Annotated in this window: 11 protein-coding genes; 8 read left to right on the top strand and 3 right to left on the bottom strand. The window is 44.5% G+C overall.

The window, feature by feature from the left end; genetic code table 11:
• The first annotated feature begins 755 nt into the window (after nucleotides 1-755).
• The 7 genes from Q7V32_RS09730 to Q7V32_RS09700 all read left to right on the top strand — a co-directional run bounded on the left by Q7V32_RS09730 (nucleotide 756) and on the right by Q7V32_RS09700 (nucleotide 7338).
• Nucleotides 756-1511: a MotA/TolQ/ExbB proton channel family protein gene (locus Q7V32_RS09730; protein WP_304896781.1), complete on the top strand. Its 756-nt coding sequence runs from the start codon at nucleotides 756-758 to the stop codon at nucleotides 1509-1511.
• An 11-nt stretch (nucleotides 1512-1522) separates the two neighbouring features.
• Entirely contained in the window at nucleotides 1523-2380 is an 858-nt protein-coding gene (locus tag Q7V32_RS09725) for a MotB family protein (RefSeq protein ID WP_304896780.1), read from the top strand.
• A 45-nt stretch (nucleotides 2381-2425) separates the two neighbouring features.
• Nucleotides 2426-3016 carry a PilZ domain-containing protein gene (locus Q7V32_RS09720; protein WP_304896779.1) on the top strand — a complete coding sequence of 197 codons (591 nt, stop codon included), beginning with the start codon at nucleotides 2426-2428 and terminating at the stop codon, nucleotides 3014-3016.
• Nucleotides 3017-3062: 46 nt separating this feature from the next.
• Entirely contained in the window at nucleotides 3063-4052 is a 990-nt protein-coding gene (birA, locus tag Q7V32_RS09715) for a bifunctional biotin--[acetyl-CoA-carboxylase] ligase/biotin operon repressor BirA (protein ID WP_304896778.1), read from the top strand.
• On the top strand, nucleotides 4036-4767 hold the full coding sequence (locus Q7V32_RS09710) for a type III pantothenate kinase (protein WP_304896777.1): 732 nt from the start codon (nucleotides 4036-4038) through the stop codon (nucleotides 4765-4767). The genes birA and Q7V32_RS09710 overlap by 17 nt, the downstream gene beginning before the upstream one ends.
• On the top strand, nucleotides 4767-5807 hold the full coding sequence (locus Q7V32_RS09705; RefSeq protein WP_304896776.1) for a hypothetical protein: 1041 nt from the start codon (nucleotides 4767-4769) through the stop codon (nucleotides 5805-5807). Before Q7V32_RS09710 ends, Q7V32_RS09705 begins: the two co-directional genes overlap by 1 nt.
• 298 nt (nucleotides 5808-6105) lie before the next feature.
• Nucleotides 6106-7338, top strand: a complete 1233-nt coding sequence (locus Q7V32_RS09700) for a UbiH/UbiF/VisC/COQ6 family ubiquinone biosynthesis hydroxylase (RefSeq protein WP_304896775.1) — start codon at nucleotides 6106-6108, stop codon at nucleotides 7336-7338.
• A 74-nt stretch (nucleotides 7339-7412) separates the two neighbouring features.
• Here Q7V32_RS09700 and Q7V32_RS09695 read toward each other — a convergent pair whose 3' ends face one another.
• On the bottom strand, nucleotides 7413-9161 hold the full coding sequence (locus Q7V32_RS09695) for a multicopper oxidase domain-containing protein (protein ID WP_304896774.1): 1749 nt from the start codon (nucleotides 9159-9161) through the stop codon (nucleotides 7413-7415).
• Between the two features lie 562 nt (nucleotides 9162-9723).
• Between Q7V32_RS09695 and Q7V32_RS09690 the strand changes: the two genes are divergently transcribed.
• Nucleotides 9724-10170, top strand: coding sequence for a PilZ domain-containing protein (locus tag Q7V32_RS09690; RefSeq protein WP_304896773.1), 447 nt, complete (start codon nucleotides 9724-9726; stop codon nucleotides 10168-10170).
• Between the two features lie 65 nt (nucleotides 10171-10235).
• Here the strand turns inward: Q7V32_RS09690 and glnD are convergent, their stop codons facing one another.
• Together glnD and map are read right to left on the bottom strand one after the other, a co-directional pair.
• Nucleotides 10236-12872 carry a [protein-PII] uridylyltransferase gene (gene glnD, locus Q7V32_RS09685; protein WP_304896772.1) on the bottom strand — a complete coding sequence of 879 codons (2637 nt, stop codon included), beginning with the start codon at nucleotides 12870-12872 and terminating at the stop codon, nucleotides 10236-10238.
• On the bottom strand, nucleotides 12869-13633 hold the full coding sequence (map, locus tag Q7V32_RS09680) for a type I methionyl aminopeptidase (RefSeq protein ID WP_304896771.1): 765 nt from the start codon (nucleotides 13631-13633) through the stop codon (nucleotides 12869-12871). Before map ends, glnD begins: the two co-directional genes overlap by 4 nt.
• Between the last annotated feature and the right edge of the window lie 25 nt (nucleotides 13634-13658).

Genomic DNA, 13658 nt, shown 5'->3' with positions numbered 1-13658 from the left:
CTAAAGCTGTTCAAAATCGTTCCCGCCGATTTTGTCTTTGCTTGTCCAAAGAAAAGTATCCAAAAGAAAAGACACCCGGAGGCCGCTGCATCCTGCGCGCTGACGATTTCACCGAGGGTTTTCGGATGGGCTATCCCTAGCTCTCCGAAAACGAGCGGCATCCCTGCCGCTCCCCTAGCGGGCAATTCTCGGCAAAATCGCCAGTGCTCGGCGCGGCCTAACGGGACCCAGGGAGGGGCGCCTTGAGTTGAGCCAAATTGACGATGCGTTCTAAGCAACCAGATAAAACATATTGATATATTAATTATTTTAATGCGTTTACCCTGGGGGGAATGGAATTCAGGTTGAAATTGAATAAGGAGCGTCTGAAACAAAGGAAATGAAAACGTACCTATACTAATCGTGATATCAATTCGATAAACCTCGGCTATACATCCGCTTTCAGCTAACCATGGTCAGGTCCAGGTTTGGATGGTGAATCGTCTAAAGAAATTAAGCTCCACATATTTGAACTATACTAATCCACGTTTTTGCAGGTTTAACATCGACTCCTGGCTCACTTAGAAGTGAAGAGTATTTCGGCATGGGAGTATCAATCATTACGGTAGGCGGTGATTAAATGGTTACTGCGTTCAACCTGTCCGGAATTAGATGAGATGTCTTTCCCTGATTTTTCAACAGGTAAGTTCAGTACTTTCTGCCTTTAAAGTTTCTTTTTATCAAGTTTACTGTCCATCAAATATGAGGGGTTAAGAATGGATATAGCGTCCTTATTAGGTTTTATTATTGGCATTGGGATCATAATGGCAGCCATTTTGGTGGGTGGGGACGTCATGATGTTTGTCGATGTTCCTTCCTTACTGATAGTATTTGGAGGGACATTTGGTGTTTCCTTGATGCGAATTCCGTTATCGGATTTTTTACGTTCGTTCGGCGTGTTGGCAAAAGCATTTTTAAATAAACGGGACGACCCCAATGCCTTGATAGAAGAAGGGGTTCGTTTATCCGACATTGCCAGAAAAAACGGTTTATTGGCTTTGGAAGGGGAAACCATTACCAATGTGTTTCTAAAAAAAGGTATCAGTCTTTGTGTCGATGGACATGACCCGGCTTTTGTCAAGCGAATGCTGGAGCAGGAAATCAGTCAAATGGTTGCAAGAAATGAAGTCGGCCAGGATATGTGGAAAGGTGTTGGCGATTTAGCTCCGGCAATGGGCATGATCGGAACCTTGGTGGGATTGGTGCAAATGCTTGCGAATATGTCGGATCCTGCCGCTATTGGTCCTGCTATGGCGGTGGCCTTACTGACAACGCTTTATGGCGCGATGGTGGCAAACTGCTTTGCATTACCCATGGTCGATAAATTGGCAAAAGTTTTACTTTATGAAAAAACCAACAGGGAGTTGATTCTGGAAACGATCTCCGGCATACAGGAAGGTATGAATCCCAAAGTACTGGAAGCGTTACTGAATTCCTATATTTCTGATAAAAAGCGTAAAGCTGAAGATTAACAAGGTGATATATGGCTGATGAATGTCCTAAATGTCCTCCGGTAGGTGCGCCTTTATGGTTAGCTACTTTTGCCGATTTAATGTCGTTATTGATGTGTTTTTTTATTCTGCTGTTATCGATGGCGACGATGGATGCCAAGAAGTTTAAAAAAATGTCCGATGAAATGCAGGATGCCTTCGGGGTGCAAAAAGATGTACCTGCTTACGATATCCCTATGGGAACCAGCATTATTGCGCAGCATTTTTCTCCGGCCCCAACTGAGCCAACGGCATTGGAAGATGTGAAGCAAACGACGCAACAGCGTTCGTCTACATTAGCTGAGACTATCGAAGAGAGTAAACTTGAAGACGCAGAAAAACAATTGTTAGAGAAAAAACTGGATGAAGTCAAAGAGCAAGCCGAAAAAATCAAAGAATCATTGAAAGATGAAATAAAACAAGGATTGGTTTCAGTTGAAGCGATCAATCTGAATATTATTATTCGTATCGAAGAGAGAGGGTCTTTTCCTTCAGGCACGGCGGTATTAAAAGCGGGATTTGAGCCGGTCATGAAAAAAATATCTGCAGCCGTTAATGATTCGCCTGGAAAAGTGCATGTGGCCGGGCACTCAGATGATATTCCAATTTCCACGCAAGCTTATCGATCCAACTGGGAGCTCTCGGCTTCCCGGGCAGTGACTGTTTCACATTTCCTGTTTCAACAGACAGGAACTGATCCTACGCGCTTTGTGATTGAAGGTTATGCTGATACGAAGCCATTGGTACCAAACAAAACACAGGAAGACCGAGCCAAGAACAGAAGGGTTGAAATTGTCGTCATGCAGGATGATCCTTCTTTATCAAGGGAGCTATTCCCTCAAGCGGAATAATAAAAGAGATTAAGCCATGCAATTTATAAACCTAGGATACTGACCATGACTCATGAAGAAGAGAGAAGACGTTTTTTTCGCATTGACGATGAAGTGAATCTATATTACAAACCGATTGATGAAAAAATGGTTAATCGAACCAGTCATATTAGCGATAACGTACTGGGAAATTGCTCTTTGTCCGCAGCTTTGGAAATAATGTCTCAAGAATCCAGATTCATGATGTCTCGTTTGGAAAGGACTTCTCCCGAAGTGGCTGATTATCTGAAAATCATTGACAGTAAAGTCGAATTGATTGCACAGGCGTTGGTGATGCAGGGGGCTGATTTTAAAGAAAAAGATACCATTAATGTTAACCTGAGCGCATCAGGACTTGCTTTTGACTGCACTGAAAAATTAAATGTTGATGATTATCTCGAAATTAAAATGCTCCTGGTTTCCTGCATGGCGGTTATTGTGACTTACGCCAAAGTCGTTTATTGCAAGCCAAAAACTGATTCCGCGTCCGGGTTTCCTTATGTGGCCGGGGTCGATTATATCAATATGAAAGATCAGGATAGAGAGTTGTTGATCAAGCATATCGTCAAACGGCAAATGCAACAGATTAGAGAAAGTAAAGAAGTGCCAAAAGTTTGAGATTCTTCTTCGGATTTGAAAGTAGATCATAGTGTTATTGTCTGCAATGCAAAAAATGATATTACATCTTCTTGCCGATGGTGAATTTCACTCGGGTTCGAATTTGTCGGTTGAATTAGGTGTCAGCCGGACTGCAATTTGGAAGCACTTAAGCAGTTTGAGTGACGTTGGTCTTGAATTAATCTCAGTTAAAGGTAAAGGGTATCGATTAACCAGGCCAATTGAGTTATTGGATGCCTCGACTATTCGGGCTAAACTTTCAGGTCAGGTAAATTCCCTGGTCTCGACCTTAACTGTTCATGACCAGCTGGCTTCGACCAATACCTATCTCATTGAGCAAGCCAAATTGGACAGCCCGTCAGGTTCAATTTGTCTTGCCGAGCATCAGAGTGCAGGTCGTGGCAGGCGAGGGCGCAACTGGGTATCTCCCTTTGGTTGTAATATCTATCTATCGGTACTCTGGCGTTTTCAGGAAGGACCTTCCGCTATTTCAGGATTGAGCTTGGCTGCCGGTGTGGCAATAGTCCGTGCATTGAAGGCGGCGAATATTGATGGCATAGGCTTAAAATGGCCCAACGATATCTATTGGCAGGGTCATAAGTTGGGAGGAATTCTGGTTGAAGTATCCGGCGAATCAAACGGACCCATCAGTGTCGTGACGGGAATCGGTCTGAATCTCTATATGCCTGAAAAGCAGGCTCAAAAAATTGACCAGGTATGGACCGACCTTGAAAAAGTCAGTCAATCACCCGTTTCCAGAAACCATCTCACCGCATTATTGCTTGATCATCTGTTGCCGGTTTTAAATCAGTTCAGTGTTAACGGAATTCAGGTTTACCTTGATGAATGGCGAAGCTATGATTGCCTGAAGGATCAAAATGTAACGGTATTTATCGGTAATGAAACGTTAACAGGGACGGCAGAAGGTATCGATGATAACGGCTTGTTTAGATTACGGGGTGAGGACGGGAAAATTAAATCCTTTGCTTCAGGCGAAATCAGTTTTAACAGCAAGAGCTATGGATATCCTGGTTGATATAGGCAATACCCGGATTAAATGGGCCATCATGAAAGATAGCGAGGTGATGCCGCCTAAATCTTTGGTACATAGTCAGGCTGAGTTCGAAAAATCGCTGGCATCCGAATGGTCATCGATTGAAAATGCGCCGAATCAATTGGCCGTGTCATGTGTCAGTGCAGAGCAGATTAATCAATCGGTGAAACACATTGCCAAAAGCCTTTGGCCTTCAATTACCATTTACGAAGCTGAATCAACAGCAAACGGTCCGGGTGTCAGCAATGGCTATAAAAATCCGGCTCAGCTGGGTGTCGACCGATGGCTTGGGTTAATAGCCGCCAGGCAAATGACTCGGCAAGCCGTATGCGTTGTTGATTGCGGTACGGCGTTAACAATTGATTTAATGAATGAGCAAGGGGTACATCTTGGCGGAGTTATTTGTCCCGGTTTGACGATGATGCGAGAGTCTCTTTGTGTAGGCACCTCGGCATTGCCTTATGATGACCAGGATTACCCTGTCGGTTTATCTGATGCGACTTTGCCTGGAATTTATAGTGGTACATTTTTAGCGGCGGCCGGCTTGATCGAACAGATTGTTTCCAGACAAGCAACACGGCCACACATCCTATTGACCGGAGGCGATGCGGCAAAACTGGCCGCTTATCTTGGTTATCAAAGCAGCTTGGTGTCTGATTTGGTTCTCAGAGGACTGGGGATTTTTTTGAAAACATGATGATGAAAATCCTAACCTTTATTTTTTTATTGGCCAATATTGTTTTATTTGCATGGCAGTTTCAGCAGCCGCAGCACTATGCCGGGCAAGCACAGCCCGAGGCTCAAATGCTATTAGGTCTTGAGCCTATATTGCTGGTCAGTGAGATTAAACCTCAAAAGGGTACTGTTGATGTCAAGTTGACAGAGCAATGGATGCAAATTGATCAGCAAAAAGATTTCACCTTTCTGTCTAAAGAGGTTGTTGCCCCTGATAAAAATATAATTGTTGAGAAGACAGCCGATAAGGCATCAAGCCAATTAGCACTGGCCGAAAAAGAAAAGAGGGTAAAGCTCGATGCCAGCCAATCCAGTGCTATAAAACCTGAATCTTCCGAACAGAAATTGGTAACACCGGTTAAAGACATTAAAGAATTGGCCACAGCGCCGACTAAAGAAAGTAAGGCGTCCAGTAGTCAGCCACAAGTACCTGGATCTCAGCCAGTTCAATCGTCCCCAGTCGCTGTAACAGAAACCAAGAAAAACATAGCGGTCGAAGCTTCAGCCTATCAACAGGCCAATATGTGTTATGAAGCCGGGCCTTTCAGTAATCAGGCTTCTTTTCAAGCCTGGAGAAAGTTGACAGGCATTGACGCTAAACAGATAAAACAAGTCCCCCGTAATGTTGATGAGGCGGATGGTTATCTGGTTTATTTTCCTGCTGCAGAAACTTATGAGCAGTCTCTGATGAATTTTGATGAGTTTAAACTTAAAGGGGTCAGTGATCTTTTGATACATCGATCCGGGGCAAATCAGGGAGAGATTTCTTTGGGTTTTTTCAGTAGTGAAATCAGAGCTTTATCGCATCAACAAACCTTGAAAACAAAAGGAGTTGAGGCGCTGATTAAGCCCCGCTACAAACCTAAAAAACGGATATTTGCCCAAATTAACATCGCACCTGAATTAGAAGAAAATCTCATCGCCAGCAAGGCAAAATGGTCCGATAATCATCCGGAGATTCAAATATCCGTTTCTAATCAATGTGCCGTCAAAAGCCCTTGAAAGTACTATTACTCCTGTTGGATCGAAAAAACTTCTAGTTTTCAGAAGGAGTAGGTATAAATCATCTACTCACTTTCCGTTAAGCTGTAAAATGTCATCAATTCCCAGTTTAATGATAAAGAAGGGGCGGTGTAAGCTTTGCGGGGATGTCGGCAGCAGGGATGTTGCCGTCAAGCCCCATGGATGGGTCTACGGCGTTCCTCGCAAGGCTTACACCTCCCCACAAAGCCACATAAAAGTTCAAACTGGGAATTGCTGGTAAAATGACATTTGACCTTCAATTGGATTCTTTTACGAAATGACGACGAAATTAAATTTTGATGTAATTGTTGTGGGCGGCGGGATGGTGGGTGCCGCAGTCGCTTGTGCCTTGGGCGGTAGTTCGCTTTCGGTTGCGGTAATTGAGCAAATGGAGCCTCAGTTATTTGCTCAGGATCAGCCTCACGATCTCAGGGTTTCCGCGCTCAGTATTGCGTCTAAACGCATTCTGGAGACATTAGGCGCATGGCAGGGAGTCATTTCAAGGCGGTATTGCCCATTCCGGCGCATGAGGGTTTGGGAGACTGCGGGTGATACCGAGTTTTGTAGCGATGACATTGGTTATTCTGAACTGGGTTTTATCGTTGAAAATAGAATTACCCAACTGGCTTTACTGGAGCGGTTAAAGGACTTTTCCAATGTGACGCTCATCTGCCCGACATCCATAAAAAACATTGAATACAATCCTTTAGCTTCAGTGGAATGTTCAACCATCATGCTTGACGATGGCCGTGAATTAACCGCAAAACTTGTTGTGGCTGCGGATGGTGGTCAGTCCAGAATTCGGCAAAAGGTCGGTTTGGGTGTCACCAGCTGGGACTACAAGCAGCATGCGATGGTCATTTATGTGGAGACGGATTATCCACAACAAGACATTACCTGGCAGCGTTTTCTGCCGTCCGGTCCTCAGGCCTTTCTTCCGTTGAATGGTCCTTTTGCTTCATTGGTATGGTACAACTCGGTGGATGAAATTCAGCGATTGAAATCGCTTCCTCAAGCGCAGTTGATGATCGAATTGAAAGAGGCTTTTCCGGAATGTTTAGGTGACTTGAAAGCTATTATCGGTACGGCCAGCTTTCCGTTAAAAAGGCAGCATGCGCAAGATTATGTCAAACAAGGGGTCGCGTTGGTGGGTGATGCAGCGCATATGATCAACCCTTTGGCAGGGCAAGGCGTCAATATCGGCTTGTTGGATGCGGCAGCTTTAGGCGAAGTGGTACTGGATGCCTATAGAAATGGAGAGTTTGTCGGCGATATCCAGGTTCTGAAGCGTTACGAAAAAACGCGTAAGCTGGAAAATCTGCGCATGATGACGGTGATGGATGCTTTTTATCAGATTTTCAGTAATAAAATACTGCCATTAAAAATTATTAGAAATTTTGGCTTGGGTTTGGCTGGGCGCATTAAACCGGCAAAAAACAAAGTCATGCGCCATGCAATGGGGTTGGAAGGGGATCTTCCTAAACTGGCCAGAGGAAAGCCGATTATTTAGTCAATAAGCTCAAGGTTGATGATTTCTGAAAGATCTAGCACATTCCTGTGCTAGATCTAAATAGAAAGATGTAGTTACGATTGTGTTCTGTTTATCAGTCCGCCTACAAATTTGAAAATTAACTCTCTGTAGACAAACAGCAAATAAGCCAGGATGCCTAGAACAAATCCGGAAACTAAACGGCCTATAAATGAAGGCTCATTTCCAGTTTGTGAGGCAATTTGTTGTCCACCCGGTCCAACTACTTCAGTCATGACCGCCACTTTTCCCGGTTTATAGTCTGCATTCAAATCAGGTAAGCCTAGGCTTTTCCATGAATCGTAGTCTTGCCACATGGGGTATGTTCTTTTCCAGAACTCTTTGGTGAAATAAGGCGCCAGGCTCATGCCGTGAGCTTTGGGTATGCCTTTTTCATCAAGGTAGCCTTTGTAGACAACCAGACTGATATCGCCACCTTCACCAACGCCATCTGTTGTAAACGCCTTTTCTACATGGTCATGAAACATCCAAATGCCTTCACCGAAGCTGTGCAGTCCGTCATCCGTACCATCCAGTTCCAGATCAAGTCTTTGAGCTGGTGTGATGCCATGAACGTCTCTGGTTATATAAGAACCCGGGCCATTGTCTACCCCATCATAATGTGTCGCTGTCGGCTTGTGGCCGTGGATATGCATTGCCAGCGTTTCAGTTCCGCCATTCATGATTCTTAATTTTACTTTTTCACCCACGCCCATCTCGATTAGAGACTCTCTCAGCGTGTAGGGAAATGAGCGGCCATTAAGCATAAAGTAATCATCAGTTGCGTCCGTAATGTCATATTCCATGTTTAAACGTTTAGCTATGATGCGCGGATCATTGGCTGATCTGGCTATGTCGGAATGCAACTCCTTGTCGGCTGTTTCGTAATGTAAATCATATTCCCGTTGATATTTTTCAAGTACTGCCACGGAGGGGCTGCGGACCTGTCCGGCTCCTACGTTGAAAGTTTGAACCCAGTTGTTGGGTCGGTTTTCTTCAACGACAAAAATACCTTGTAAACCCATGGGGATATGGACGTGAGGTTGAACATGGCAGTGATAGTACATAGTGCCCGGTTGACGGGGTTTAATGACATAGGTCTTGCTTTCGCCAGGCATGATATCCATTTCGCTGGTTTGGCCGACGCCGTCATTACCGCCGCCGCCGTGATCCATAAAAGGGTGGTCAATGCCGTGAAGATGAAGCGAGTGCGGCAGATAATGGGTGTTTTCAACAACTATCCAGACTGTGTCGCCCTGTTCAACCCGAATGGTTGGAGAAGGGACTCTTAATAACGGATTTGCTTGCGGTTCATAAAGACTCAGCGTTGACATGTCTCTGGTTTTTGGGGCAAATACCCAAAAAGTAGGTTGGACGCCGGGAGCTATATCAAAAGTTGTTGTGGGATCGGTCATGTCCGGAGAATGACCGTTTAGTTCGACAATTTCCAGTTTTATGATGATGTGATCAGGATCGCCATCGCCATCTTCGTCGTTTGATTTGGTTATTGCGTCGGCAGCTAATTGCGTTTCCATGAGTGTATCCATGGAAATATTGTTGGTGCCTTTGACAAAAGCGGCAATATCGGCAGGATTGTCCGGGGTGCAGACGTTGGAAGCCTGGATTTTAATGCCGTCGACTGTTTGTTCTTTGCGCCATTCAGGAGATATAAAATTTGAGCAAACCTCTTCCTGGGGCCCCATTTCAACTTTTTTTGAAACTGGCAGGTCAGTTGCGGCGTTTACTCCTAATGGAATAACGAGCGCCAAGCCTCCGCAGAGACTGGATAAATAACGTTTACTCATAGATTAACCTCGGGTGTATGCTCTTTCGGCGACGTACTTACGACAGTAAGCCAAAGTGAAAGTTTAATAGATTATCGTTATATGCTTACATTAACTTAATTTCAACCGGCAATTTTTTCGTAGTGTACCAGCAAAGTCAAGGAGGCAAATTGTAATTGTCTAAAATAGCAGGCTATAGAACTGGTTTGAAGGCTGAATTTTCGGTCTGTATTGGGAATAAACCCCATTAGAGTTTATAAATTACCTCAATTGACTTTGTTGGAAGGTTGCTGCTGGGTAACTACTCGCCCGGATGGTATTGATGGTGTGGGTGTTTGATTGAAAAGATTTCTGAAACAGGGATGTTGCAGATATCTACAGGGACGGTTTCATGCGTCCTTTGAAATCAAGCACGGACACCGAATAAAATGGGAGCGGGTGAGCAGGTACGTTGCAGGGTTTAGTGTGCGCTGCTGTTAACCTATAGCTTCATATTTATTCTTTAAACCCATATTTCTGCTGGTAAAATTATTTTTTTAGTCTAAAGTGGTTATACCAGCAAGGTTATGATTTAGAGATTACTATGGAAAAAAAAATATACCCCCAAGTTTCAATCCATTTGCCAGTCTTTATTACCAATGTGGAAGGTATTCGCTTTAAAGTAGTTGCTTTTGAAATGAGCAATGATGGTTTCGCATTTAAATGCAGTACGAATCAACGCAATCTGATTACTCCGGGCGGATGCTTTATTCATAATAAAAGGCCTATGGAGTTGGATGTCCGGCTGATTTTGCCGGCATCAGCCGAAAATAATGGTTCTGAAGGGATCAGTGCGTGTTGTCATGTTATTTATTCGCGAAGAATCGCGCGCGATGAATGTGAAATCGGTGTCCGTTATTTTAATATCGAGGCGGTCGGTTACGATAAGTTACTCAGTTTTCTGGATTCCCGCTTAGTCAAAAATGTGGAGGTAGATTCCATTCCTTCAGTCAAATCAGTCGTAAGGCAGGTTCTCAGCGATACTGCGTAAAAATAGGCACGCCCTCTGCGTCTATTGACGGGCAGCAGAGCGGGCTCTATTAGATCGTGTTTTAATTAATTAATCGAGCGCAAGCTATTGATAATGTCATTTTCCAGCTTGGCCAGCTGCTTCATATTTCTGATTGGTTTGGTTTGGTCGTCAGTGATATAAAACATATCTTCAGCACGACTACCGATAGTCGTAATTTTTGCGTCGTGTAACCGTATGTCATTGCGATTGAAAATCTGGCCGATAGTTGACAGGAGTCCGGCGTGATCGGTCGTAATCAATTCAAGGATGGTGCATTTGTGCAGCGGGTCCTCATGAAAAAATACTGTAGTCGGTATTGGGAAATGTCTGGCTTGTCTGGATTGACGGCGTATGTTTTTTTGTTTGTTGATCGTGTGCTCTTTCAGATTCTTGCGCAATGAAGAGCAAATATGAATTTCTCGGTATAGGTCGATAATAGGCTCGCCGGTTTGCTCCAGGATCTGAAAGCTGTTAAGTACATACTGATCATGAGTCGTGACAATCCGCGCATCTAAAATAGTCAAGCCCAACTGATCCAGCGTTTCCGTGCTGATTGAGAAAATGTGGTTTTCATTGTGGGTATAAACGAATACTTCGGCGCTGCCTCGTTGTGTTTGAGGACGCAGCAGGACTAATGGCAAGTCTTTTTCATCGCAGGATGATATGGCTATCGTGTGCCAGGTAATCTCATCAACCGAATACCGCAAAAAATAGTCATCACTCGCATGTTTCCATGATGCTAAAACATGTTCTCGGGTTAAGCCCAGCTTGATCAATTCTTCCAAGGCCTCGTTTTTTGTTTCTTCAAGTCGGTCATGGATATTGATCGGAACTTTCAGTCCTCTGTGCAAAGCGCTGTAGGTTGCGTTATAGAGTTCTTTCAGCAAGGCGTCTTTCCATGAATTCCAAAGCTCAGGATTGGTAGCCCGGATATCCGCAACAGTCAGTAGATATAAATAATTCAAATATTCAATACTGCCTACACACTGAGCGAACTCATGGATGATTTCAGGGTCGCTGATGTCTTTGCGTTGGGCCGTCATGGACATGATCAGATGATTTCTGACCAGCCAGGTCACCAGCTTTATATCGTGTTTTGACAGATCATGCTGAATGCAGAATTCTCTTGCAATGTCTTCGCCTATGGTCGAATGGTCGCCGCCCATGCCTTTGGCTATGTCGTGAAATAAAGCCGCTATGTATAGCAATTCCGGCTTGCCGATCATCAGATAAACATCATTACAGAAAGGCAGTTCGTTGATATGTTTATCCAGAGAAAATCGGCGTAAATTTCTGATCACAAACAAGGTGTGTTCATCAACGGTATAGACATGAAACAAGTCATACTGCATGCGTGCGACGATATGGGCGAAACTGGGCAGGTAGGCAGCAAGCACGCCGTAACGGTTCATGCGACGAAGCTCATGGGTGATGCCCTGAGGCTGGCGCAATATTTCTATGAACAAGTGATTGGCGTTTTTATCTTTCCGGAACGTGTCATCTATTAAATGCAGGCTTTTGCGAATAAGCCTGATTGTTTTGGCCCTGATTCCTTTTAAGGAAATGTTCTGCTGCAAGATAAGGAAAATCTCAAGCAATGCGAGCGGATTTTTCTCGAATAGCTGCTCGTTTTCCGCCTCCAGGTAACCGTTAATCACAATCAGTTTTGAGTCGCGGGTGTTGATGTACTGGTAAGTAGTTTCTGTGCAGAGGAAACGCTCGTTAAACAATTGCAGCAACATTTCATTGAGACGTTCCAGACCGACAACCGTCTTGTAGTAGTATTGCATGAACTGTTCCACGCCATGATTGATGTTGGCATCAATAAAGCCGAACTGTATCGACAGGTCATGCTGAAAGTCAAACAACAAGCGGTTTTCATCGCGCCCGGTCAGTAACTGCAGCGCGTAGCGAATGCTCCAGAGTGTGCTGCGTAAACTGATCAGTTCATCGTATTCCGATTCGGGTAAAAAGTCGTATTTGATCAGCTCTTTAAGCGTGGTTGAGTTGTAATGCCTCTTGAATACCCAGGCAATAATTTGCATGTCGCGCAATCCGCCCGGACCTTCTTTAATGTTGGGTTCAAGGTTGTAAGCGGTATCGTGGAATTTAAAGTAGCGCTGCTCTTGTTCAAGCAATTTGGCGGGAAAGAATTCTGCCGAAGGCCAAATTTCTTTCTTTTTAATGGGTTCCAGCACTTTTTCGTAAAGCTTTTGGCTGCCGGAAATCAGTCGGGTTTCCAACAGGCTCGTCATGACTGTCTGATCGTCTTTCGCTGCCTGTATGCATTCTTCTACCGTTCGAACACTCAGGCCAGGTTTAAGGCCGATATCCCAGAGAAAATTACAAAAAATGGTCAGTCTGTCCTGAATGTCCGGCGCCGAGTCAGGAGGAAGGAGAATGACGATATCGATATCGGAGTAGGGAAATAATTCCTTGCGGCCATAGCCACCAACAGCTATTAAGCTCAGATCTTTTGCCGCAGCCGTCAGATAATGCAGCCAACTGCAGACGAGCAAATGATCGACAAAATCGGCTTTTTCAATCAGCAAGTGCGCAACAGGGCTTTGGGGAACGAAGTCCTGTTTAAGTGTGGCGTTCTTGTTTTTTATAATTTGTTTGAATCGAGCAATACAGTCCGGTTGGTTGAATAGCTCAGGTGATATGTCAGGGCAGGTCACAGTTCCTCCTTGCGAAGAGTCAGCACCTCATGTCCTTGATCTGTTACCAGAATGGTATGCTCCCATTGCGCCGAAAGGCTGCGGTCTTTTGTGACGGCTGTCCAGCCGTCTGACAGGACTTTGACGTTACGCTTACCCTGATTCAGCATGGGTTCTATCGTAAAAATCATACCGGGCTCGAGCGTCATGCCTTCACCCTGTTTTCCGTAATGAAGCACCTGGGGTTCTTCATGAAAATTTTTGCCTATGCCATGACCACAAAATTCGCGTACGACCGAATAGTGATTCGATTCGGCAAATTTTTGAATGGCGTGGCCAATATCACCTAATGTAGCGCCCGGCTTGACTTGTTCTGTACCTAAATAAAGCGCTTGCTGAGTAATCGAAATCAAGCGTTTCGCATGCTGGCTCACTTTACCTACGCAGAACATTTTGCTGGTATCGCCATGGTAATCGTCTTTGATCACAGTAATGTCAACATTGACAATGTCACCTTCTTTTAATTTTTTGTCTGAGGGTATGCCATGACAAACAACGTGATTGATGGAAGTACAAATTGATTTTGGGAAACCCCTGTAATTGAGTGGGGCAGGGATGGCCATCTGCTGTTCAACGATGTAGTCATGACAGATTTGATTCAGTTCGTTAGTTGTAACACCTGGAACAACATAAGGCTCGATCATTTCCAGAACTTCGGCGGCCAGTCTGCCCGCAACGCGCATTTTTTCAATTTCACTGGGAGTTTTTATTGAGATGGACATGAATGGATTGACAGAAAATGACAGA

It is taken from the genome of Methylicorpusculum sp. (assembly GCF_030651835.1).
Taxonomy (GTDB): Bacteria; Pseudomonadota; Gammaproteobacteria; order Methylococcales; family Methylomonadaceae; genus Methylicorpusculum.
The sequence above is the reverse complement of the archived record's forward strand: the minus strand, read 5'-3'. Positions and strand labels throughout refer to the sequence as shown.